This is a genomic window from Pseudomonas sp. RAC1, assembly GCF_030658255.1.
Classification (GTDB): Bacteria; Pseudomonadota; Gammaproteobacteria; order Pseudomonadales; family Pseudomonadaceae; genus Aquipseudomonas; species Aquipseudomonas boreofloridensis.
In genome coordinates, this window is sequence record NZ_JAUTXS020000022.1 from 114,298 (window position 1) to 136,103 (window position 21,806).

The following is a 21,806-nucleotide window of genomic DNA, read 5'->3' on the forward strand; positions in this document are numbered from 1 at the left end:
TTTGCAAGCCCGGGCGGGCATACTAGGCCAGTCTCCATCCCTGGTACGCCCGATTCCATGCGCCGCGCCCTCATATTCCTCGCCCTGTCATGCCTGCTCGCCCCGGCTATCGCCGACGAGCGCGCCCAGACCCAGCAACAGCTGGACGCCACTCGCCAGGACATCGCCGAGCTCAAGAAGACGCTGGGCAAGCTCCAGGAAGAGAAAGCCGGCGTGCAGAAAGACCTCAAGTCCACTGAGACCGATATCGGCAATCTCGAGAAACAGGTGGAGGCGCTGCAACAAGCGCTAAAAAAGACCGAGGGCGAACTGGAGCGCCTTGACCACGAGAAAAAAAAACTCCAGTCCGCCCGTACTGAACAGCAACGGCTGATCGCTATCCAGGCCCGTTCGGCCTACCAGAGTGGCCGCGAGGAATACCTCAAGCTGCTGCTCAACCAGCAGAATCCCGAGAAGTTCGCGCGCACCCTCACCTATTACGATTACCTGAGCAAGGCGCGCCTGGAACAACTGCGCACCTTCAACGAGACCTTGCGCCAACTGGCCAACGTCGAGCTGGAGATTTCCGGGCAGCAAGAGCAACTGCTGGCCCAGCGCGCCGACCTCGACACCCGCCGCCAGTCGCTGGAAGCCGAGCGCAGCAAGCGCCAGCAGGTGCTGGCCAAGCTCAACAGCGACATGAAAGCCCGCGACCAGAAGCTCCAGGCCCGCGAGCAGGACCAGGCCGACCTCGCCAAGGTGCTCAAGACCATCGAGGAAACCCTCGCACGCCAGGCCCGCGAAGCCGAAGAGGCGCGGCAGAAGGCACTGCTGGCGCGCCAGGAAGAAGAAAAGCGTCGCCGCGAACAAGCCCTGGCCGATGCTCGGCGCGAGGCGCCCGAAGCGCCCGAAGCGCCGCCGAAGAAGGCCCGCACCGTACTTGGCCCGCTGGTTTCCAGCGACGGTGCCAACTACGGCGGCGCCTTTTCCGCGGCCCGTGGAAAACTTCCATGGCCGGTCAATGGTCGACTGCTGGCACGCTTCGGCGATACCCGTGGCGGTGACGCCCGCGCCAAGTGGGATGGGGTGATGATCGCCGCCTCCGCAGGCACCCAGGTGCACGCGGTGCACGGTGGCCGCGTGGTGTTCGCCGACTGGTTGCGCGGTGCCGGACTTCTGGTCATTCTCGACCACGGCAATGGTTACCTGAGCCTCTATGGCCACAACCAGAGCCTGCTCAAGAGTGCCGGAGACATCGTCAAGGCCGGTGAAGCCATTTCCACCGTCGGCGACAGCGGCGGTCAGGACAGCGCGGGCTTGTACTTCGCGATTCGCCAGCAGGGTCGGCCTACCGACCCGGCGCAATGGTGCCGAGGCTAGGCATTTGCATACATGACGGCATCGCCTCTATGGGCGACGTCGATGCTCCGTCAGGGGCACCTACAGGATCAGGAGTTCGTTCGACATGCTGCACTCGTCTCGCCTCACCCAGCTGGCCCTGAGCATCGCTCTGGTCGTCGGCGCGCCCCTGGCCACCGCCGCCGAGCCGGCCAAGGCTGCCAAGCCTGCGGCCATGCCGGCCACCGAGGTGACGGCCAAGGCGCCGCTGCCGCTGGACGAGCTGCGCACCTTCGCCGAGGTCATGGACCGGATCAAGGCCGCCTACGTCGAGCCGGTGGACGACAAGACCCTGCTGGAGAACGCCATCAAGGGCATGCTCAGCAACCTCGACCCGCACTCGGCCTACCTCGGCCCGGAAGACTTCCAGGAACTGCAGGAAAGCACCAGTGGCGAATTCGGCGGCCTGGGCATCGAAGTGGGCCAGGAAGACGGCTTCATCAAGGTGGTCTCGCCCATCGACGACACTCCTGCCTCGCGCGCCGGCATCGAGGCGGGCGACCTGATCGTCAAGATCAACGGCGCGCCGACCCGTGGCCAGACCATGACCGAAGCGGTCGACAAGATGCGCGGCAAGATCGGCCAGAAGATCACCCTGACCCTGGTGCGCGACGGTGGCACGCCGTTCGACGTGACGCTGGCCCGTGCGGTCATCCAGGTCAAGAGCGTGAAAAGCCAGTTGCTGGAAAGCGGGTATGGCTACATCCGCATCACCCAGTTCCAGGTCAAGACCGGCGAGGAAGTCGGCAAGGCACTGGCCAAGCTGCGCAAGGACAACGGCAAGAAGCTGCGCGGCCTGGTCCTGGACCTGCGTAACAACCCAGGTGGCGTGCTGCAGTCGGCCGTGGAAGTGGCCGACCACTTCCTCACCAAAGGGCTGATCGTCTACACCAAGGGCCGTATCGCCAATTCCGAGCTGCGTTTCAGCGCCGACCCGGCCGACGCCAGCGAGGGCGTGCCGCTGGTGGTGCTGATCAACGGCGGCAGCGCCTCGGCATCGGAAATCGTCGCCGGCGCCCTGCAAGACCAGAAGCGCGGCGTGCTGATGGGCACCGACAGCTTCGGCAAAGGCTCGGTGCAAACCGTGCTGCCATTGACCAACGACCGCGCACTGAAGCTCACCACGGCGCTGTACTTCACCCCCAACGGCCGCTCCATCCAGGCCCAGGGCATCGTTCCGGACATCGAGGTGCGCCAGGCCAAGCTCACCGCCGAAGCCGACACCGACAACTTCAAGGAAGCCGACCTGCAGGGCCACCTGGGCAACGGCAACGGCGGCGCCGACCGCCCCACCGGCAGCAGCAAGCGCACCGAGCGCCCACAGGACAATGACTTCCAGCTCAGCCAGGCCCTGAGCCTGCTCAAGGGCCTGAACATCACCAAGGGCGACTGATGCCCGTCATCCGCGCCCTGCTGCTGACACTGGCCTGCGCACTGGCCGGCACCGCCCACGCGGCGCCGGTCAAGGCGTTCATGAGCATCATCATCGATGACCTGGGACAGAACAGCGAACGCGACAGCCGCACCCTCGCCCTGCCCGGACCGGTCACCCTGGCGGTCATGCCCGATACCCCGCACGCCAGCGACTTCGCCCGCCAGGCCCACAAGGCCGGGCGCACGGTGATCCTGCACATGCCCATGGACCCGGCCACCGGGCCTTATGCCTGGCACCCCGGCCTGCCGATCGAGGAACTGGCGCGGCGCCTGGACGCGGCGCTGATCAAAGTGCCGTTCGCCGCAGGCGTCAACAACCACATGGGCAGTCGCATGACTGCGCAACCCGAGGCCATGGCCTGGCTGATGGGTGAGCTGCAGCGTCGTGAGCTGTTCTTCGTCGACAGCCGCACCAGCGCCGCCACGGTGGCAGCGGCCAAAGCCCAGGAAACGGGGCTGGCCCACGTTTCGCGAGATGTGTTTCTCGACGATGTGCGCACTCCCGAAGCCATCGCGGCCCAACTGCGCCAAGGCGTCGAGCTGGCGCGCAAGCAAGGCTCGGCGGTACTGATCGGCCATCCGTACCCGCAAACCTTGCAGGTGCTGGAGCGGGAAATGCCCCGGTTGGCCAGCCAGGGCATCGAGTTGATCGAGCTGCGTCAGATGATCGCCGAGCGCAGCAATCAGGCCATGCCGGCACATGGTCGGCACGGCCGATACAGCAACCGCTGAGTGTGCTCACTCGAAGGGAATGATGCCCTCGACGTCGCCCTTGCGCAGTTGCCCGCGGTATACCTTGAGCACCTGGTTGCGCTTGGCCGCACGCAACTGCGCTTGTGCGCCCAGCTTGCGCTGCTCCCAGAGCTTGAGATGCCCCCGGATGAATTCGCGGTCGGCGGTCTCCTCGGCGGGGTAATGGAAATGGGCTTCCCACAGCTTTCTGCCGGTCACCCGCCTGATTTCATAAGTGTCCAAGTAATCACCACCGGACAGCAATAAACGTCGATCACGCCGCTCGATGATGAGCTCACCAATGGAATGCAGGTACTTCAAGGCATTGAGCGTTGGTGTGCGCGTCGTCAGGTAAAGGGTGACCAGCAGATCGCGCTTGCTGTCCTCCAGCTCTTGGATGGCTGCCTGGGCCCTCTCGATCAACTCACCGTCCTGGCCACTGCGTGGCAACTGGGCCAGCCTGTGCTGAAGATCCTTCACATGCAGGTCGATCACCGTCGACAACCCCAGGGGTTCATCGTGACCGAAGAACCGCTTGGCCATGTTGATGGTTGGGTTCACGCCGGCAATCAGCGCCTGCACCTGAGTGCGCAGAACCTCCGGCTGCGGTGCAGGCCCGACGGCAGGCCTGTCTCTGTGCTCATCCGCCACTTCGCGCCACTGACTGGCTTGGCGACGGAACGTTCTGAGCACATTGTCATGACTGTCCCTCTGCTGCACGACGGCTTCGCCGTCCTCCCCCGTGGCCTCCACACCCACCACATTGCGCCCGCGCTGGGTTCTGACCACCCGACGAATACCGCCGCGCGGCGCATACACCGGGGTGCGCTGGGGCACCGGCTCGCTCAGTTCGATTTCGCGGACACTGGCGCTCATCTGTTCAGTGGCCAGCGCTTTGAGCCGCCGCGCAACGTTGAGAAAAGACTGCAGCTTGTCCTGGCGAATCAGCGCCGGCTGGGTGCTGGTCAGATACTCGGCGCTGCCGATGGTTTCCTCGTAGGCCTCGATCACATCGTTGAGCACCGCCACGCGCTCCTCCTCGGACAGATCGCTGGCCGCCAGTTCGCCATGTGCGCTACCGGCGCTGCGCAAGGCGTCGCTGACCAACAGTTCGTCATGGTCCGCGACCTCCTCCTCGGTAGAGCCCTTGAGGCGGTCCAGGCACAGCTCGCCAAGGTCTTCGAGCAAACGAAACTCCACATCGACGGCGTTGTGCCGCCGCTGCTCGATCACCTTGTCCAGTTCATGGTGCTTGTTGACCGGCTGGTCGTCATCGTCGCGAAAGACGATACCGTCGTCCTTGAGCGTGCTTTCCAGCAGCGCGTCGAAACGCTCCGCGTGCGCGACCAGTTCGATGCCCAACTGCTCGACGCGCTCCAGCGACGCAACCAGGCGCAGATACTGCTGCTTTTCCTCGTCGGTCTCGGGCAGGATCGCGATCGCCCGACGTTGAGCGTCGATCTCCTCATCGTTGATAAGCGTCGCCAGCAGGTTGTAGCGATGCTCGCAGGCGGCGATCAGGCCCTGGCGCAACAGGCTGCGCTGATGCAGTAGCGCGTCGGCCACCACCTGACTGGACAGCTTCACAGAGCCGGTGCTCATCAACAGCGCCTCATGTTTGAGGTCATGCTCGATGAGGTTCTTGAGATCCTTCGCCAGCACGTTGCGTTGTGCCCGGCGCACCTGGATGTGCAGGTCGAGCAACTCGCGCTGGCGCTCGTCCAGAGACTCCAGCGCCCGCAACTCGTCGATCTTCGCCGTGGTCTTCTCCACCTCGTCCAGGTGTTTGCCAAAAGCCTGTCCCAGGCTGTTGCGCTGACCGGTCAGTTGCACATCCTGCTCCCTGATCCGTGCTTCGGCGGCGATGTTCTCCTCGCGCTTACGGGCAATGCGGCTTTTCGGCATACCGCCACGCAGTCGTTGCCCGACATCGATTCGCCAGCCGGCACCGTAGCGCTCCACCCAGGGACCAGGGTTGCCTTGCGCGTCGACGATGCGCACACCTTCTTCGCCAAGCGTGACGCGATAGGCATCGCCACGCAGGCCGACGTAGTGTTGGTCCTCGATGAGGTACAGACCGGCGGCAGCGCCCTGTGCGAGTGGGGTCAGTCCGTCCAGCGCACGCTCGCTGCGCATGGCCTCCAACTGGCGAAGTCGTTCCGGTGGCAGCAGGTTGAATCCGCTACCGCCACTGAAGGAGAAGTCCAGCAGTGCCTGCGGCTTGGCGAGCGCGCCGGCCAGGAACACCTTGCCCTGCGCAGGCGCGGGGGGGCGCTCGGTGATCGGCAGCGCCGCACCGGCTGCAAGACCGCGCATCTGGGCTGCATCCGGTAGCCTGGCCGGCACTCGCGACACTGCAGGCGCATAGGCGTGCCCTATCACCATGACCAGGTTCAACAGCATGTCGACCAAGGCCGCCGAGCGCTCGAACGCGCTGCCCTCGCGCACCGCCTGCACATCGGCACTCGCGGCATCGAACATCTGCACCAGCCACAGCACCGTCGCCACCGGGCCGCGTAGCAACAGGCTGGCAACGTCGAACAGCAGCCATGCGCCCTGGACCAGCAGCGCCCAGCGGCTCTCGGCGTTGGACACCGAATCGCGGTCCGCCAGGGTCACCAGCAGATCGCGGTTGGCCTGGTAGAGCTGCAGGTCCACCTCGCTGCGCCAGTAGCGCGGCCAGAACTGCACCGGTGCCACGGGCGCGGGCAGAATCGAGGTGTCGACGATCGGCGTTCCCAGGTGCGGTTCGGTGAATCCGCCGTGGTCGTAGACCGGGCGCGCCTGCGGCGGCAACCAGTCGAGCAGGCTGGCTTGCAAGTCCTTGTCCTCGCGCACGGCCTGCATCATGGCGTCGATACTCGCAAACTCGAGCACGGCGTCCTTGCCGTACAACGGCCGATAGAGGATGACGTTGTTCAGCGCCGCGTTGAACAGCACGTACATGCCCTGCACCACATCGCATGCCGGGCTGTCGGGCGCACGGCGCAGGGCCAATGGCATCAGCATGCTCGCCGGCAGGCTGGCATCGATGCGTCCTGCGCAGTAGTCGCTGACCGCTTGCAGACTGGGTTCGCAGATCCGTCCGTGCAACCGCGCGCGAAGGGCGCTGAACAGCAGTGCGCTGCGCCACTGCCGAGCGAACTGCTGTACGCGCATCGAGTAGCCGGTCGGCTCGTCCAGTTGCGCTGCGACGTACAGTGGATAGGTGCCGCCGATGTCCACCCGCTCCACCAACGCCTTGACGTAGTCGGCGTTCATCCACGCCATGATCAACTGGTCATCGCGGTGTCGGATGGCAGTGATGGATGCGCCTTGCAGCGACGCAAGATTGGCGATGGCGAACTGCGTCAGGCTGACACTGCGCCGCTCCAGTGCCCCGTCGCCCGTGCCGGCACCCGCCCCGCCTGGCACGCCCCAGGCGGTGGTGAGCTCGAGCATCAGGTCGTCTGGCCAGTAATTGGCATCGATCGGGTGATCGGCCAGCAGTTGCTGGCGCAGTTGCTGGCTGGCGTAACTGTGCAGGTCCAGCACCTCGCCCAAGGCCGCGGCGCCACCGGACTCGGCCTGGGCCAGCGCCAGTTCGTACAGCGCCGATTGGCAGGCGAAGCTGTCCGTTGGACTGAGCCGGAACACCCCCGACGGTGGCACGCCTTTGATCTGCGCCTGGGTGATGTAGCCTTCGATGAACCCGCGTGACGGGTCGGTGAGCGCCAGATACGCCTGCTCCAGTTCAGCCACGCTGCTCAATGACAGACGGTCGAGGGCCTGCACCTGTTCGAGCATGCGCTCCTGCAACAACGCCGTCAGTTGTACGAAGGGGTCGCCCTCGAGCACGTGGCGATGCCAGGTCAGGCCGACACCCTGGGCAGACGGGGCGTACTCGTCGGCCAAGGCATCGGTCAGCGCATCGAGGCCGTCGAACGCCCAGATCACGCCGGACGGGCGACACCACAGGACCACCTCAGCCTCGTCCCACTGCCCCTGCACGAACAGATCGGTGAGAAACGTGCTGCTCGTGCGGGCGTCGTGCAGCAGGTCGATCTGCACCATGAACACCGTCGGCTGCTCACGTCCGCCCTTGAGCAGGCCATGAATGCACGCCTGCTGGCGCGCATCGAGGCCGTTGAGCGGGAGGTTGTATAGCAGCGCCGCGCGAATCGTTTGCTGCAGGCAGCGGTCTCGGCTAGTGCCCATGCTGCCTGGCGCGCGCCAGTAATCGACCTGCGCTTGACGGAAGTAGGCGGCAGTCAGCAACAGCACATCGTTGAACGGCTCGATCAGGCGCTGCAAGTCGATCTGATCGCCGTCAGCCGTTTCGAACGGATCCTCGATGGCGAACAAGCGTTTGCGATCGAGCGTCAGGTAGGGCTTGGTGTTGGCCACGGCGGGGAAATCCAACAGGACGCCGTTGAGGCAGGCCTGCAGCACCTCATCGACCAGCGGGCGCAAAGCGACCTGCTCGCCGTCCGGGCTGGGAGTGGCCACGCTGAGCCTGTCGGCGTCGACCAGCTCGGGACGCTGGCGGGCGATCAGCGGGTACTGCTCGACCAGCGCTAGCAGGAGTTGGCGGCTGAGCACCTGTCGCAACGTGGGACGGCTGGCGAACTGGGCGCGCACGAGCAGGCAAAAATCGGGCGATGAAACGACGGTATCGGTCATGACGACGTCTCGCTGGGAACGGACCCCGACCCTAGCTCGGTGCCCACACCGACTGGCCGTACTTATCGCTGGCACTCGATCGTCAGCACTATGTAACGCGGATGGTCTGCGCCACGGCGGCAACCTCATGGCAACCGTCCAGAGGAATTCGCCATGCCGTCACGCTCCGCCCTATCCGCATCTGCTACCTGGCTTCTGCTGGCGTTTCACGCCGACGTCGTGGTCGCCGCCGATCCAGTGCCGCTGCTCAATGCCCAGTTGCAGAGCGTGCAGTGGAACGGTATCGGCCGCCTGAGCACCCAGCACGGCACGCATCAATGCATCGCCACCTTGCTCGACACCCGCGAGCCCTCAGGCCATTCGTCCGGGCCTGCCTACGTGGTCACCGCCGCCCATTGCCTGGATCCACGCAACGGCGTGGTCGCCCATAACGTGCCGGCCGAGGGCTCGGTGGCCTTCAACTATTTCATCGACACGTCCGAGCAGCGCGTCACCTTCGCGCTCAAGCAGCGGGTGTGGAGCAGCATGCAGGGCACCGACCTAGCGTTGCTCGAGCTCGATGCCAGCTTGCAGGAGGTCATGGCCCAGGGTATCGAGCCCCTACGGTTGGGCGAGCGACCGGACACGGCCGCGCCGGTGATGGTGATTGGCGAGCCCAGTGTGCCTGATGAGGGCCTGCGCCTGATGCGCTGCACGCAACAGCGTACCAGCCATGCCATCGAATACCCCTGGGTCTGGCGCGACATCGAGCGCAACGACTGCGCGGGCATCGCCGAAGGCGCCTCGGGCAGCCCGGTGATCAGCGAGGACGGGCAACGCTTGATCGCCGTCATCAACAGCGTCGGCGTCGCCGATTCGACGCGCTGCGAGCGCAACAGCCCGTGCGCGTTCGATCATGCCGAAGCGGTGACCGGACAGGCGCTCAATTACGCCATGCCGGTGCAACGCTTGTCAGGCTGCTGGCGACAGGGGCGTGCAGACCTGGAAAACCCCGACTGCACCTTGCTGCCCGCTGTGCACATCGAGGTCCAGGAGCGCATCGCATTCATGCGCAAGCTGGCGCTGGATGCCAACGGGCAGATCGAGGCGCCGACGTGGGGCATGACCTTCGCCCTGGACACGCCGCGCTATCGCTACAAGACCGTGCAGGACCCGAAGGCCTGCGAGGATCCGCTGCACTACAGCGGCACGATCGAGGCCGCGCAGAACCGCATCGACACACCGATTGGCACGACGCCGGGCTGGTACTTCCTGTGCTTGATCGGCGTCGAGGGCGCCGATCAGCGACCCTCGCCAGGCTTGATGGCCAACAGTCTGAGCCTGCCGGTGAATCTGCTTCCCGCTGCGCCAGTACCCGACCCGGACGTGTCGATCCGACGCCTGGAGGACGCCAGCCTGGAGGTGACCTGGACCCGCCACCCGCCGGATCTGGTGCGCTACTTCGTCAAGCGCGGCCCGCCGCAGTCGACCGATTGCGAGAACCCGTCGGGCTACCGACGGGCGCGCCACGAGGTGTATACCTTCAAGCCCCAGCAACTGCCGTTGAAACTCTGCACCCGAGGCGAGGACATCAACGGCAGTCATTCGGCGGTACGCACCGACCATCTACTGCCTGCGCCATGACGGCTCAGCTGTAGACGCGGCCCAGCACCTGGCGGTGGCTTTCGAACTGATCCAGCACGTCGCGCACGATCTGCTCGGACGTGAAGCCCATCAGGTCGTATTCCTGGCTGCCGTCATGCAGATAGACCTCGGCACGGTAGAAGCGCTGGCGCACTTCTGCCTCGCCCTCGGGCGACGCCTCGTTCGGTGCAGCCAGATAGCCGTCCAGGCTCACTTCGTAGACGAACGGGTTGCCCTCTTCCATCATCACCCGCACGCCCATCATGTTGCGCGACTGACCGACGCGGGTCTCGACCTGGAAGCCCAGGGCGCGGAGCTGCTCAGCCGCCTCCTTGAGCGCCGGGCTGACCTGACGGTCCATGAAGCGCTGCACCACGGCCTGGGTCGGCTGCAGTTCGAGCTGGGTCAGGCGCTCGCTGAAGCCGCGACGGCCACGGGCTGCCAGCTCGGCGCGCTCCTGCTCGATCGCCACGTCCTGCTTCATGGCCTTGTACAAGCCGAACATGAACAGCACCAGCACCACCGAGAACGGCAGGCCGGCCAGCACCACCATGGTCTGCATGGCCTCGAAGTTGCCAGCGAACAACAGACCGATGGTCACCAGGGTGATGATCACCGACCAGAACACCACCATCCAGTGCGGCGCGTCCTCGTCCACCTGGCCGCCGGTGCAGGAAAGGTTGGCCATCATCACCGCGCCCGAGTCGGCGGGGGTGAGGAACAGCACGAAGCCGACGAACACGGCGACACCGATGACGATCTTGGCTGCCGGGAAGTATTCCAGCAGTTGGTAGATCGACATCGACGGCTGCTCCAGGGCGGTCTTGCCCAGTTCCACGGCGCCGTGGTTCATCACCAGGTCCAGCGCGGTATTGCCGAAGATCGACAGCCACGCCAGGGTGAAGCCCAGTGGGATCAGCAGCACGCCGCTGACCAACTGGCGCACGGTGCGACCCTTGGAAATCCGCGCGATGAACATGCCGACGAACGGACCCCAGGAGATCCACCAGGCCCAGTAGAACACGGTCCACAGGCCCAGCCAGCGCTCGGACTTGCCGGCCTCGCCTTCGTAGACATAGAGGTCGAAGGTCTTGAGCACCAGGCCATTGAGGTAGTCGCCGATGTTCTGCACGAAGCCGTTGAGCAGGTGCAGGGTCTCACCGCCGAGCAGTACGAAGATCAGCAGACCGCTGAAGAGCACGATGTTGAGGTTGGACAGGCGGCGAATGCCGTTTTCCACACCCGACACCGCGGCCACGGTGGCAACACCGGCCATCACCAGGATCACCACCAGCAGGTTGGTCTTGCTGTGGTCCATGCCGAACAGGTATTCGAGGCCCGAGGCCACCTGCATCGAGCCGATGCCCAGGTTGGTCACCAGGCCCAGCAGGGTGACGAACATGCCGAAGATGTCCACGGCGTTGCCCGCCGCACCCTTGACCCAGCGTTCCCCCACCAGCGGGTACAGCGCCGAGCGCAGCGCCAGCGGCTGGTTGTGGCGATAGGCGAAGTAACCCACGGCCAGGCCAACCAGGGCGTAGATCGCCCAGCCATGCAGGCCCCAGTGCAGGAAGGTCAGTTGCAGGCCCTGGCGCGCCGCTTCCAGGCTGGCGGGCGTGCCTTCGGGCGGGTTGAAGTAGTGGTCCAGCGGCTCGGACGCGCCGAAGTACAGCAGCGAGATGCCGATGCCGGAGGAAAACAGCATGCCGGCCCAGGCGCCATAGCTGAAGTCGGGCTGGTCGTCCTTGCCGCCCAGCTTGAGCTTGCCGTAGTCGGAGAAGGCCAGGTAGATGACGAACAGCAGGTAACCGCAGATCACCAGCATGTAGTACCAGCCGAAGCTGCGTGTCAGCCATTGCTGAGCGACGCTCAGCACCTGACCGGCGGTTTCGGGTACAGCGATAAGCAAGGCAGTCAACGCGAGGATCAGCAGCGCAGAGGTGTAGAACACCACGCGGTTGACCCGAACCCTCTCGGCGGGGGGCTTTGTCAGGGAGGCAGAACTCATTGCACGAATGCTCCGGGCAGTGCGGCGGTGGAGGCTAATTTCAGTCTTGTCCCGAGCAATTGGTGGAATCCCCCCACTGCGTCAGGTGTTATAAAAGCACCTTGGAAACCGTGAACCCGAACCGAATCGCTGCAAAAAAACAGAGTGGCTGGCCGGATTTCAGCACGATCATCCGCGTGGGATGCGCGCATCTGTCGCAGTTCGCCGGACCCGCTCCAAAGGTCTGCCGCACGGTCGATGACCGCCCGGCGGGATCTGTCGCTGCACCATTCCTACCCGCAAACGCCCTGTATCACGGGGGTTTCACGATTTCCTGGGGTGTCAATCCGTGTCGCTGGAGCAGCCTCAAAAGCTGTCAATGGCACAAATTGTCGCAGAGCTTATTCTTTATTGATTGAACGTTCAATCAAAACAAAATAGACTGGCCCTCGCCGAGTCGGAGGCGTCTCGTCCGCTCGCAGGCCTGAGGAGATAGCACGATGCCCAAGGTCGGTATGCAACCCATCCGCCGCCAGCAGTTGATCGAAGCCACGTTACAGGCGGTCGATCAGGTCGGACTGGGAGATGCCAGCATTGCGCTGATTGCCCGTTTGGCCGGCGTGTCCAACGGCATCATCAGTCACTACTTTCAGGACAAGAACGGCCTGATCGCAGCGACCATGAGTTACGTCATGAAGATGCTCAGCGAAGGGGTCAGCGCACGCCGCGAGGCGCTGCATGAAGACACTCCGCGAGCCCACCTGCAGGCGATCATCGAGGGCAACTTCGATGCCAGCCAGGTGAACGGTCCGGCCATGAAGACCTGGCTGGCGTTCTGGGCCTCGAGCATGCACCAACCGTCCTTGCACAGGTTGCAGCGGATCAACGACCACCGCCTGTACTCCAACCTGTGTTGTCAGTTTCGCCGCGTCCTGCCGCTCTACCATGCGCGCAAGGCAGCTCGCGGCCTGGCGGCCCTGATCGATGGTCTGTGGCTGCGCGGCGCGCTGTCGGGCGATGCGTTCGACACGGAACAGGCGATACGCATCGCCTACGAATACATGGATCTACAACTGGCTAAACAGCACAACCTGGCTCCCCAGGCCGCTGCACAACCGCCCGCGACCGCTGCCCTGAAGGCAGGCGCACGAGGCGGCTAGCCAATCACACACTGCACTTGCGAGGATTCTATGGCCCGTTTCGGAACGCAAAAACTCTACATCGATGGCGGTTATGTCGACGCTGGCAGCGACGCCACCTTCGAAGCCATCAACCCGGCCACCGGCGAAGTGCTGGCCCACGTCCAGCGTGCGACCGAGGCTGACGTCGAGCGCGCCGTCGAGAGCGCCGAGCGGGGCCAGAAAGTCTGGGCCGCGATGACCGCCATGCAGCGTTCGCGCATCCTGCGCCGCGCCGTCGACATCCTGCGCGAGCGCAACGACGAGCTGGCCATGCTGGAAACCCTGGATACCGGCAAGTCGTACTCCGAAACCCGCTACGTCGACATCGTCACCGGCGCCGACGTGCTGGAATACTACGCTGGCCTGGTGCCCGCCATCGAAGGCGAGCAGATCCCGCTGCGCGAATCGTCCTTCGTCTACACCCGTCGCGAACCGCTGGGCGTGACCGCTGGCATCGGCGCGTGGAACTACCCGATCCAGATCGCCCTGTGGAAATCCGCACCAGCCCTGGCCGCCGGCAACGCGATGATCTTCAAGCCGTCGGAAGTCACCTCGCTGACCACCCTGAAACTGGCCGAGATCTACACCGAAGCCGGCCTGCCGGACGGCGTATTCAACGTGCTGACCGGCAGCGGCCGCGAAGTGGGCACCTGGCTCACCGAGCACCCACGCATCGAGAAAGTCTCCTTCACCGGCGGCACCACCACCGGCAAGAAGGTCATGGCCAGCGCTTCGAGCTCCTCGCTCAAGGAAGTGACCATGGAGCTGGGCGGCAAGTCGCCGCTGATCATCTGCGCCGACGCCGACCTGGACAAGGCCGCCGACATCGCCATGATGGCCAACTTCTACAGCTCGGGTCAGGTGTGCACCAACGGCACCCGCGTGTTCATTCCTGCTTCGCTCAAAGCCGCCTTCGAGGCCAAGATCCTCGAGCGCGTCGCGCGCATCCGCGTCGGCAACCCGGAAGATGACAACACCAACTTCGGTCCACTGGTGAGCTTCGCCCACATGGAAAGCGTGCTGGGCTACATCGCCAAGGGCAAGGAAGAAGGTGCCCGTGTGCTGTGCGGCGGTGAGCGCCTGACCGACGGCGCCTTCGCCAAGGGCGCCTTCGTTGCACCGACCGTGTTCACCGACTGCCGCGACGACATGACCATCGTCAAGGAAGAGATCTTCGGCCCCGTGATGAGCATCCTCAGCTACGAGACCGAGGAAGAAGCCGTACGCCGCGCCAACGACACCGAGTACGGCCTGGCCGCCGGCGTGTGCACCAACGACCTGAGCCGCGCCCACCGCATCATCCACCAGCTCGAAGCCGGCATCTGCTGGATCAACGCCTGGGGCGAATCGCCGGCCGAAATGCCGGTCGGTGGCTACAAGCAATCGGGCGTTGGCCGCGAAAACGGCGTCAGCTCGCTGGCCCAGTACACCCGTATCAAGTCCGTCCAGGTCGAACTGGGCGGCTACACGTCGGTCTTCTGACAGACAGCTGCGAGCGGCTAGCTGCAAGAAAGAGCCGGTCGGCGATAGCCGCCGGCCCTTGCAGGCAACGCGCAGCCGTAAGTCCTTAGCGGCAAGCTGCAGGGAACGTGAGGCGCGTAACACCTCACCGATCTTGCAGGACCCAATCAATCGCAAGCTTGGCGCGAACGCTTCTTCTTGAAGCTCGAGGCTTGAAGCTTGCAACTGCTTCCGGAGGAAGCCTCCCCATGGAATACGATTACATCATCGTCGGTGCCGGTTCGGCCGGTAACACCCTGGCCACCCGCCTGACCGAAGACGCCAGCGTGTCGGTGCTGCTGCTCGAAGCGGGCGGCCCTGACTATCGCTTCGACTTCCGTACCCAGATGCCCGCCGCCCTGGCCTTCCCGTTGCAGGGCAAGCGCTACAACTGGGCCTACGAGACCGATCCAGAGCCGCACATGGATGGCCGCCGCATGGAATGTGGTCGCGGCAAGGGCCTCGGTGGCTCGTCGCTGATCAACGGCATGTGCTACATCCGCGGCAACGCCATGGACTTCGACGGCTGGGCGAAGCTGCCAGGCCTGGAAGACTGGACCTACCTCGACTGCCTGCCCTACTTCCGCAAGGCCGAAACCCGTGACATCGGCCCCAACGATTACCACGGCGGCGAAGGCCCGGTCAGCGTGGCCACGCCCAAGGCCGGCAACAACCCGCTGTTCCACGCCATGGTCGAAGCCGGCGTGCAGGCCGGTTACCCGCGCACCGAAGACCTCAACGGCTACCAGCAGGAAGGCTTCGGCCCGATGGACCGCTCGGTGACCAAGAACGGCCGCCGCTCCAGCACTGCCCGTGGCTACCTGGATCAGGCCAAGAAGCGTCCCAACCTGACCATCGTCACCCACGCCCTGAGCGACCGTATCCTGTTCGAAGGCAAACGCGCCGTCGGCGTGACCTACCTGGTCGGCGACAGCGAAGAGCGCGTGGAAGCGCGTGCACGCAAGGAAGTGATCGTCAGCTCCGGGGCCATCGCCTCGCCGCAACTGCTGCAACGCTCCGGCGTCGGCCCCCGCGCCCTGCTCGACAGCCTCGACATTCCCGTGGTCCACGAACTGCCGGGCGTCGGCGAGAACCTGCAGGACCACCTGGAACTGTACCTGCAATACGCCTGCACCCAACCGGTGTCGCTGTACCCGTCGCTGCTGTGGTGGAACCAGCCGGCCATCGGTGCCGAGTGGCTATTCAACGGCACTGGCATCGGCGCCAGCAACCAGTTCGAGGCCGGCGGTTTCATCCGCACCCGTCCTGAGTTCGAGTGGCCGAACATCCAGTATCACTTCCTGCCGGTGGCCATCAACTACAACGGCTCCAACGGCGTGAAGGAGCACGGCTTCCAAGCGCACATGGGCTCGATGCGCTCGCCCAGCCGCGGCCGCGTGCAGGCCAAGTCGAAGGATCCGCGCCAGCACCCGAGCATCCTGTTCAACTACATGGCTACCGAGCAGGACTGGCAGGAATTCCGCGACGGCATCCGCCTGACCCGCGAGATCATGGCCCAGCCGGCGCTGGATCCGTATCGGGGTCGTGAGATCAGCCCGGGCGAGCACGTGCAGACCGACGAGGAACTGGACAAATTCATCCGCGAGCACGCCGAGACCGCTTTCCACCCGTCGTGCTCGTGCAAGATGGGCACCGACGACATGGCGGTGGTCGATGGCGAAGGCCGCGTGCACGGCATGCAAGGCCTGCGCGTGGTAGACGCCTCGATCATGCCGATCATCATCACCGGTAACCTCAATGCCACCACGATCATGATCGCCGAGAAAATCGCCGACAAGATCCGCCAGCGCCAGCCGCTGCCGCGCAGCACCGCCAAGTACTATGTGGCCGGCGATGCTCCGGTGAAGGGCAAAGCGATGCGCGAGGTGAAGCAGGGCTAAGCGCGCCCACACAGGTTCTGCGCAGTGCTCTGAAACGTCGCTGCTGCTGACCCCTACTGAGAACCTGTGGGAGCGGGCTTGCCCCGCGATGAGGCCCGCCGCCACACCGCAGCACCCACGAAAGGCACCTCGACGGTGCCTTTCGTACATCTGCAGAAACGCTTTACATGCCGCCAATTCATCAGGTTAGAATCGATTGGCACGCGACCTGCTAGTTCTCTTCAAGCACTACCACGTCTTCATCCCCGCGAAGTCCCGGAGTACCTGCCTTTGGATGCCAGTACCATCAACAGCCTGTTCCTGATCGGCGCACTGCTGGTGGGCGCAAGCATCCTGGTCAGCTCGCTGTCTTCGCGCCTGGGCATTCCCATCCTGGTCATCATCCTCGCGGTCGGCATGGTTGCCGGCGTGGATGGCGGCGGCATCATCTTCAACAACTACCCGACCGCCTACCTGGTGGGCAACCTGGCCCTGGCGGTGATCCTGCTCGACGGCGGCCTGCGCACACGGGTGGCGAGCTTCCGCGTGGCCTTGTGGCCGGCGCTGTCGCTGGCCACGGTCGGAGTGCTCATCACCACCGCGCTGACCGGCATGGTCGCCGCCTGGCTGTTCGACCTGAGCTTGATCCAAGGCCTGCTGATCGGCGCCATCGTTGGCTCCACCGACGCTGCTGCGGTGTTTTCGCTGCTCGGCGGCAAAGGTCTCAACGAGCGGGTGACCGCCACCCTGGAGATCGAGTCCGGCAGCAACGACCCGATGGCGGTGTTCCTCACCGTGACGCTCATCGACATGATCGCCAGCGGCCAGACCGGCCTGCACTGGAGCCTGCTGACCCACCTGCTGCGCGAGTTCGGCATCGGCGGCCTGCTGGGCCTGGGCGGCGGCTGGCTGATGCTGCAACTGGTCAACCGTATCAATCTGGCCGGTGGCCTGTACCCGATCCTGGTGGTGGCGGGCGGCCTGGTGGTGTTCTCGCTGACCAACGCCCTGCATGGCAGCGGCTTCCTCGCCGTCTACCTGTGCGGCCTGGTGCTGGGCAACAAGCCGATCCGCAGCCGCCACGGCATCCTGCACATGCTGGACGGCATGGCCTGGCTGGCGCAGATCGGCATGTTCCTGGTCCTCGGCCTGCTGGTCACCCCGCACGACCTGCTGCCCATCGCCCTGCCCGCCCTGGGCCTGGCGCTGTGGATGATTCTCGTCGCCCGGCCGCTGTCGGTGGTCGCTGCGCTGCTGCCGTTCAAGGCCTTCCATGGTCGCGAGAAAGGCTTCATTTCCTGGGTCGGCCTGCGGGGCGCGGTCCCGATCATCCTGGCGGTGTTCCCGCTGATGGCGGGCCTGCCGCAGGCGCAGTTGTTCTTCAACCTGGCGTTCTTCATCGTGCTGGTGTCGCTGCTGGTGCAGGGCACCAGCCTGCCGTGGATGGCCAAGCTGCTGAAGGTCACGGTGCCACCGGACCCGGCGCCGATTTCCCGCTCGGCGCTGGAGGTGCACATCACCAGCGAATGGGAGCTGTTCGTCTATCGCCTCGGCGCGGAAAAATGGTGCATCGGCTCGCCCCTGCGCGAGCTGAGGATGCCCGAGGGTACGCGCATCGCCGCGTTGTTCCGCGGCCAACAGTTGCTGCACCCGTCCGGCAGCACCGTGCTGGAGGTCGACGACATGCTCTGCGTGATCGGCCATGAACACAACCTGCCGGCGCTGGGCAAACTGTTCAGCCAGGCGCCCCAGCGCGGCCTGGACCTGCGCTTCTTCGGCGACTTCGTGCTCGAAGGCGATGCCGAACTGGGCGCGGTGGCCGCACTGTACGGCCTCACGCTCGACGGCCTGGAGGCGTCCACCCCGCTGGCGCAGTTCATCCGACAGAAGGTCGGCGGCGCGCCCATCGTGGGCGACCAGGTGGAATGGCAGGGCACGATCTGGACGGTGGCGACCATGGACGGGAACAAGATCCAGAAAGTGGGCGTCAGATTCCCCGAAGGAACCCGACCCGGACCCGGTCTGTTCCTCTAAACTCCGATTCATGCCCTTTCGCTAGTAGTCTGCCTATGTCCCTGCGCGTATATGCCCGCACAGCCCTGCTCGGGCTGTGCCTCTCCCTGTCGTTCGCCGCCGTGGCGGCCGAGATGCCCACCGCTCCGGGCGTTCAGAACAGCCTCGACAAGATCGCCGAGCGCAAGCTGCCGGAGGCCGAACAGAAGGCGCTGCAGCAAGTGCTGGAGCAAACCCTGACGCTGATCGCCAGCAAGGACGACAGCGACCGCAAGCTCGCCGAACTCAAGCAGCAGCTCGCCAGCGCGCCCCAGGAAACCCGTGACAGCCAGCACGAGCTGGCCAAGCTCAAGACCAGCAAGCCCACCCCGGTGGCGCAGCGCTACGCCAACCTCAGCGTGCCGCAGCTCGAATTGATGCTCAGCGAACGCAGCACCCAGCAGGGCGACCTGCAAAAAGCGCTGTCCGAAGCCAACAGCCTGATCATCAACTCGCAGACCCGCCCCGAGCGTGCCCAGGCCGAGATCAGCAACAACCAGACTCGCGTCCAGCAGATCAACAACGCGCTCAAGTCGGGCAAGGACAACGGCAAGGCGCTGTCCCCCGACCAGCGCAACCAGCTCATCGCCGAACAGGCCTCGCTCAATGCCCTGACCCTGCTGCGCCGCCAGGAGCTGGCCGGCAACAGCCTGCTGCAAGACCTGGGCAGCGCCCGCCATGACCTGCTGATCGAGCGCACCGCGCGCCTGGAGCAGGAGATTCAGGACCTGCAGACGCTGATCAACGAAAAGCGCCTGGCGCAGTCCCAGCAGACCGTCACCCAGCAGTCCATCGAGGCGCAGAAGGCCGGCGGCAGCACCCTGCTGGCCAACGAGAGCGCAGCCAACCTCAAGCTCTCCGACTACCTGCTGCGCAGCACCGACCGTCTCAACGAGCTGACCCAGCAGAACCTGCAAACCAAGCAGCAACTCGACACCCTGACCCAGGCCGACCAGGCCCTGGACGAGCAGATCAACGTGCTCAAGGGCAGCCTGCTGCTGTCCAAGATCCTCTACAAGCAGAAGCAAGCCCTGCCGCACCTGAAGCTGGACCGCGACCTGGCCGACCAGATCGCCGATATCCGTCTCTACCAGTTCGAGGTCAACCAGCAGCGCGAGCAGATGAGCAGCCCGATCAGCTACGTCGACGACCTGCTGTCCAAACAGCCCGAGCAGGACGTCACGCCGCAACTGCGCAAAGCCTTGTTGGAAGTGGCCATCACCCGCAGCGACCTGCTCGAACGGCTGAACCGTGAACTGTCGGCGCTGCTCAACGAATCGATCACCCTGCAGCTCAACCAGAAACAGTTGCTCAGTACCGCGCAAAACCTGCGCACCACCCTCGATGAACAGATGTTCTGGATCCCCAGCAACAAGCCGCTGGACTGGGACTGGCTGCGCTACGTGCCGGAGCGCTTCGCCAACCAGGTCGCCAGCCTGCCGTGGAGCTCGGGCATCAATGAGCTGGCCGATGGCCTGCTACAACGGCCGCTGCTGTTCCTGCCGCTGCTGCTGGTGATCGGCGCACTGCTGTGGCGACGCAAGTACCTGTATCAGCGCCTGGGCAAGGTGCACCAGGACATTGGCCACTTCCGCCGCGACAGCCAGTGGCACACGCCCCAGGCGATTTTGATCAACATCCTCCTGGCGATGCCGCTGAGCCTGGGCCTGGCGTTGTGCAGCTACGCCTTGCAGATCGACGCGCGCGGGCAGAACGCCAACCTCGGCGCCGCACTCTGGCAACTGGCCCAGGCCTGGCTGGTGTTCTACACCGCCTACCGCATCCTCGCCCCCGGCGGCGTGGCGGAAGTGCATTTCCGCTGGCACAAGCCGCAGGTCGAGTTCCTGCGTGGCTGGGTGCGCCGGCTCGGCACCGTGGTGCTGGCCTTGGTCGGCGTGGTGGCCGTGGCTGAGCACCAGCCCTCGGCGCTGGCCGACGACGTGCTCGGCATCGGCGTGGTCCTGACCTGCTATGGGCTGATGGCCTGGTTGCTCAGCCGCCTGCTGTTGAGCAGCCCGGCGCACCAGAACACCTCGTTGTTCCGCAAGGCCGTCGGCGTGGCCTTCACCGCCCTGCCCATCGCGCTGTTCGTCGCGGTGTGCTTCGGCTACTACTACACCGCGCTGAAACTCACCGACCGCCTGATCTACACGCTGTACCTGCTGCTGTTCTGGCTGGTGATCGAGGCGGCGTTCGTGCGCGGTCTGTCGGTCGCGGCGCGGCGCCTTGCCTACCAACGCGCGCTGAGCAAGCGTGCGGCGGCCAAGGAAGGCCTGGACGGCGAGGTGATCGTCGAAGAACCGACCCTGGACATCGAGCAGGTCAACCAGCAGTCGCTGCGCCTGATCCGCCTGGCCTTGCTCGGCGGCTTCATCGCCGGCCTGTACTGGGTGTGGTCAGACCTGATCTCGGTGTTCTCCTACCTCAACAACTTCACCCTGTACGAATACACCAGCGGCACCGGCGCCACCGCCAGCATGGTGCCGATCAGCCTCGGCGACCTGCTCGGCGCGCTGGTCATCGCCGGCATCACCATCGCCCTGGCCAGCAACCTGCCGGGCCTGCTGGAGGTGCTGGTGCTGTCACGCCTGAGCCTGGCCCAGGGCAGCGCCTACGCCATCACCACGCTGCTGTCGTACGTGATCGTCGGCGTGGGCATCGTCAGCACCCTGGCCACCCTCGGGGTGAGCTGGGACAAGCTGCAATGGCTGGTCGCCGCCCTGTCGCTGGGCCTGGGCTTCGGCATGCAGGAGATCTTCGCCAACTTCATCTCCGGCATCATGATCCTGTTCGAGCGCCCGGTGCGCATCGGCGACACCATCACCATCGGCAACCTGTCCGGCACGGTGAGCAAGATCCGCATCCGTGCCACCACCATCACTGACTTCGACCGCAAGGACATCATCGTCCCCAACAAGACCTTCATCACCGGGCAGTTGATCAACTGGTCGCTGACCGACACGGTGACCCGGGTGACGCTGAAGCTGGGCATCGACTACGGCTCGGACCTGGACCTGGTGCGTGACCTGCTGCTCAAGGGCGCCCACGAAAATCCCCGGGTGCTCAAGGACCCTGAGCCGCTGGTGTACTTCCTGCAATTCGGCGAGAGCTCGCTGGACCACGAACTGCGCATGCACGTGCGCGACCTGGGCGACCGCAACCCGACGCTGGACGAGATCAACCGCTACATCAACCGTGAGTTCAAGGCCCACGACATCAAGATCTCGGTGCGCCAGGTGGAGGTGTTCCTGATGGACACCAAGAACGGCAAGCAGCAGATGATCCCGCTGGAGAACACACCCGACAGCAGCACGCCACCGAGCTGAATTGGACGCTGACCGGTGCAAGCGCCCAGAATGCCAGTCAACGCTGCACCTG

11 protein-coding genes are annotated in these 21,806 nt (G+C 64.9%); 9 read left to right on the top strand and 2 right to left on the bottom strand.

Annotation, left to right across the window (positions count from 1 at the left end; translation table 11 throughout):
* Window positions 1-57: 57 nt before the first annotated feature.
* The 3 genes from Q7C30_RS05500 (at window position 58) to Q7C30_RS05510 (ending at window position 3,543) form a co-directional block, all read left to right on the top strand.
* The gene (locus tag Q7C30_RS05500) at window positions 58-1,359 is read left to right on the top strand and encodes a murein hydrolase activator EnvC (protein WP_039582605.1); all 1,302 of its coding nucleotides are present in this window, start codon (window positions 58-60) and stop codon (window positions 1,357-1,359) included.
* Window positions 1,360-1,444: 85 nt separating this feature from the next.
* Window positions 1,445-2,770, top strand: a complete 1,326-nt coding sequence (locus Q7C30_RS05505) for a S41 family peptidase (protein WP_039582604.1) — start codon at window positions 1,445-1,447, stop codon at window positions 2,768-2,770.
* Window positions 2,771-2,778: 8 nt separating this feature from the next.
* On the top strand, window positions 2,779-3,543 hold the full coding sequence (locus Q7C30_RS05510; protein WP_317870990.1) for a divergent polysaccharide deacetylase family protein: 765 nt from the start codon (window positions 2,779-2,781) through the stop codon (window positions 3,541-3,543).
* 6 nt (window positions 3,544-3,549) lie between these two features.
* On the opposite strand, the gene Q7C30_RS05515 is transcribed toward Q7C30_RS05510, so the two are convergent.
* Window positions 3,550-8,205 (bottom strand): DUF6543 domain-containing protein, encoded by a 4,656-nt coding sequence (locus Q7C30_RS05515; RefSeq protein WP_317870940.1) that lies wholly within the window; start codon window positions 8,203-8,205, stop codon window positions 3,550-3,552.
* A gap of 153 nt (window positions 8,206-8,358) precedes the next feature.
* Here Q7C30_RS05515 and Q7C30_RS05520 point away from each other — a divergent pair, with 153 nt between their 5' ends.
* The gene (locus tag Q7C30_RS05520; RefSeq protein WP_317870941.1) at window positions 8,359-9,828 is read left to right on the top strand and encodes a serine protease; all 1,470 of its coding nucleotides are present in this window, start codon (window positions 8,359-8,361) and stop codon (window positions 9,826-9,828) included.
* 4 nt (window positions 9,829-9,832) lie between these two features.
* Here Q7C30_RS05520 and Q7C30_RS05525 read toward each other — a convergent pair whose 3' ends face one another.
* Entirely contained in the window at window positions 9,833-11,779 is a 1,947-nt protein-coding gene (locus Q7C30_RS05525; RefSeq protein WP_240326991.1) for a BCCT family transporter, read from the bottom strand.
* Between the two features lie 536 nt (window positions 11,780-12,315).
* Between Q7C30_RS05525 and betI the strand changes: the two genes are divergently transcribed.
* The 5 genes from betI to mscK all read left to right on the top strand — a co-directional run bounded on the left by betI (window position 12,316) and on the right by mscK (window position 21,754).
* Window positions 12,316-12,975: a transcriptional regulator BetI gene (gene betI, locus Q7C30_RS05530; RefSeq protein WP_029613847.1), complete on the top strand. Its 660-nt coding sequence runs from the start codon at window positions 12,316-12,318 to the stop codon at window positions 12,973-12,975.
* 30 nt (window positions 12,976-13,005) lie between these two features.
* Window positions 13,006-14,478 (top strand): betaine-aldehyde dehydrogenase, encoded by a 1,473-nt coding sequence (gene betB / locus Q7C30_RS05535; protein WP_116887369.1) that lies wholly within the window; start codon window positions 13,006-13,008, stop codon window positions 14,476-14,478.
* Between the two features lie 227 nt (window positions 14,479-14,705).
* Window positions 14,706-16,397 carry a choline dehydrogenase gene (gene betA, locus Q7C30_RS05540; protein ID WP_317870942.1) on the top strand — a complete coding sequence of 564 codons (1,692 nt, stop codon included), beginning with the start codon at window positions 14,706-14,708 and terminating at the stop codon, window positions 16,395-16,397.
* A gap of 270 nt (window positions 16,398-16,667) precedes the next feature.
* A complete protein-coding gene (locus Q7C30_RS05545) occupies window positions 16,668-18,410 on the top strand; it encodes a potassium/proton antiporter (protein WP_039582597.1) in 1,743 nt (580 codons plus the stop codon).
* 35 nt (window positions 18,411-18,445) lie between these two features.
* A complete protein-coding gene (gene mscK, locus Q7C30_RS05550) occupies window positions 18,446-21,754 on the top strand; it encodes a mechanosensitive channel MscK (protein ID WP_295486331.1) in 3,309 nt (1,102 codons plus the stop codon).
* Window positions 21,755-21,806: the final 52 nt, after the last annotated feature.

What these genes read in the sequence shown, in the direction of transcription:
- Q7C30_RS05500 (WP_039582605.1), top strand. Translation starts at nt 58, where the DNA reads ATGCGCCGCGCCCTCATATTCCTCGCCCTGTCATGCCTGCTCGCCCCG.
- Q7C30_RS05520 (WP_317870941.1), top strand. Translation starts at nt 8,359, where the DNA reads ATGCCGTCACGCTCCGCCCTATCCGCATCTGCTACCTGGCTTCTGCTG.
- mscK (WP_295486331.1), top strand. Translation starts at nt 18,446, where the DNA reads ATGTCCCTGCGCGTATATGCCCGCACAGCCCTGCTCGGGCTGTGCCTC.
- betI (WP_029613847.1), top strand. Translation starts at nt 12,316, where the DNA reads ATGCCCAAGGTCGGTATGCAACCCATCCGCCGCCAGCAGTTGATCGAA.
- betA (WP_317870942.1), top strand. Translation starts at nt 14,706, where the DNA reads ATGGAATACGATTACATCATCGTCGGTGCCGGTTCGGCCGGTAACACC.
- Q7C30_RS05505 (WP_039582604.1), top strand. Translation starts at nt 1,445, where the DNA reads ATGCTGCACTCGTCTCGCCTCACCCAGCTGGCCCTGAGCATCGCTCTG.
- betB (WP_116887369.1), top strand. Translation starts at nt 13,006, where the DNA reads ATGGCCCGTTTCGGAACGCAAAAACTCTACATCGATGGCGGTTATGTC.
- Q7C30_RS05515 (WP_317870940.1), bottom strand. Translation starts at nt 8,205, where the DNA reads ATGACCGATACCGTCGTTTCATCGCCCGATTTTTGCCTGCTCGTGCGC.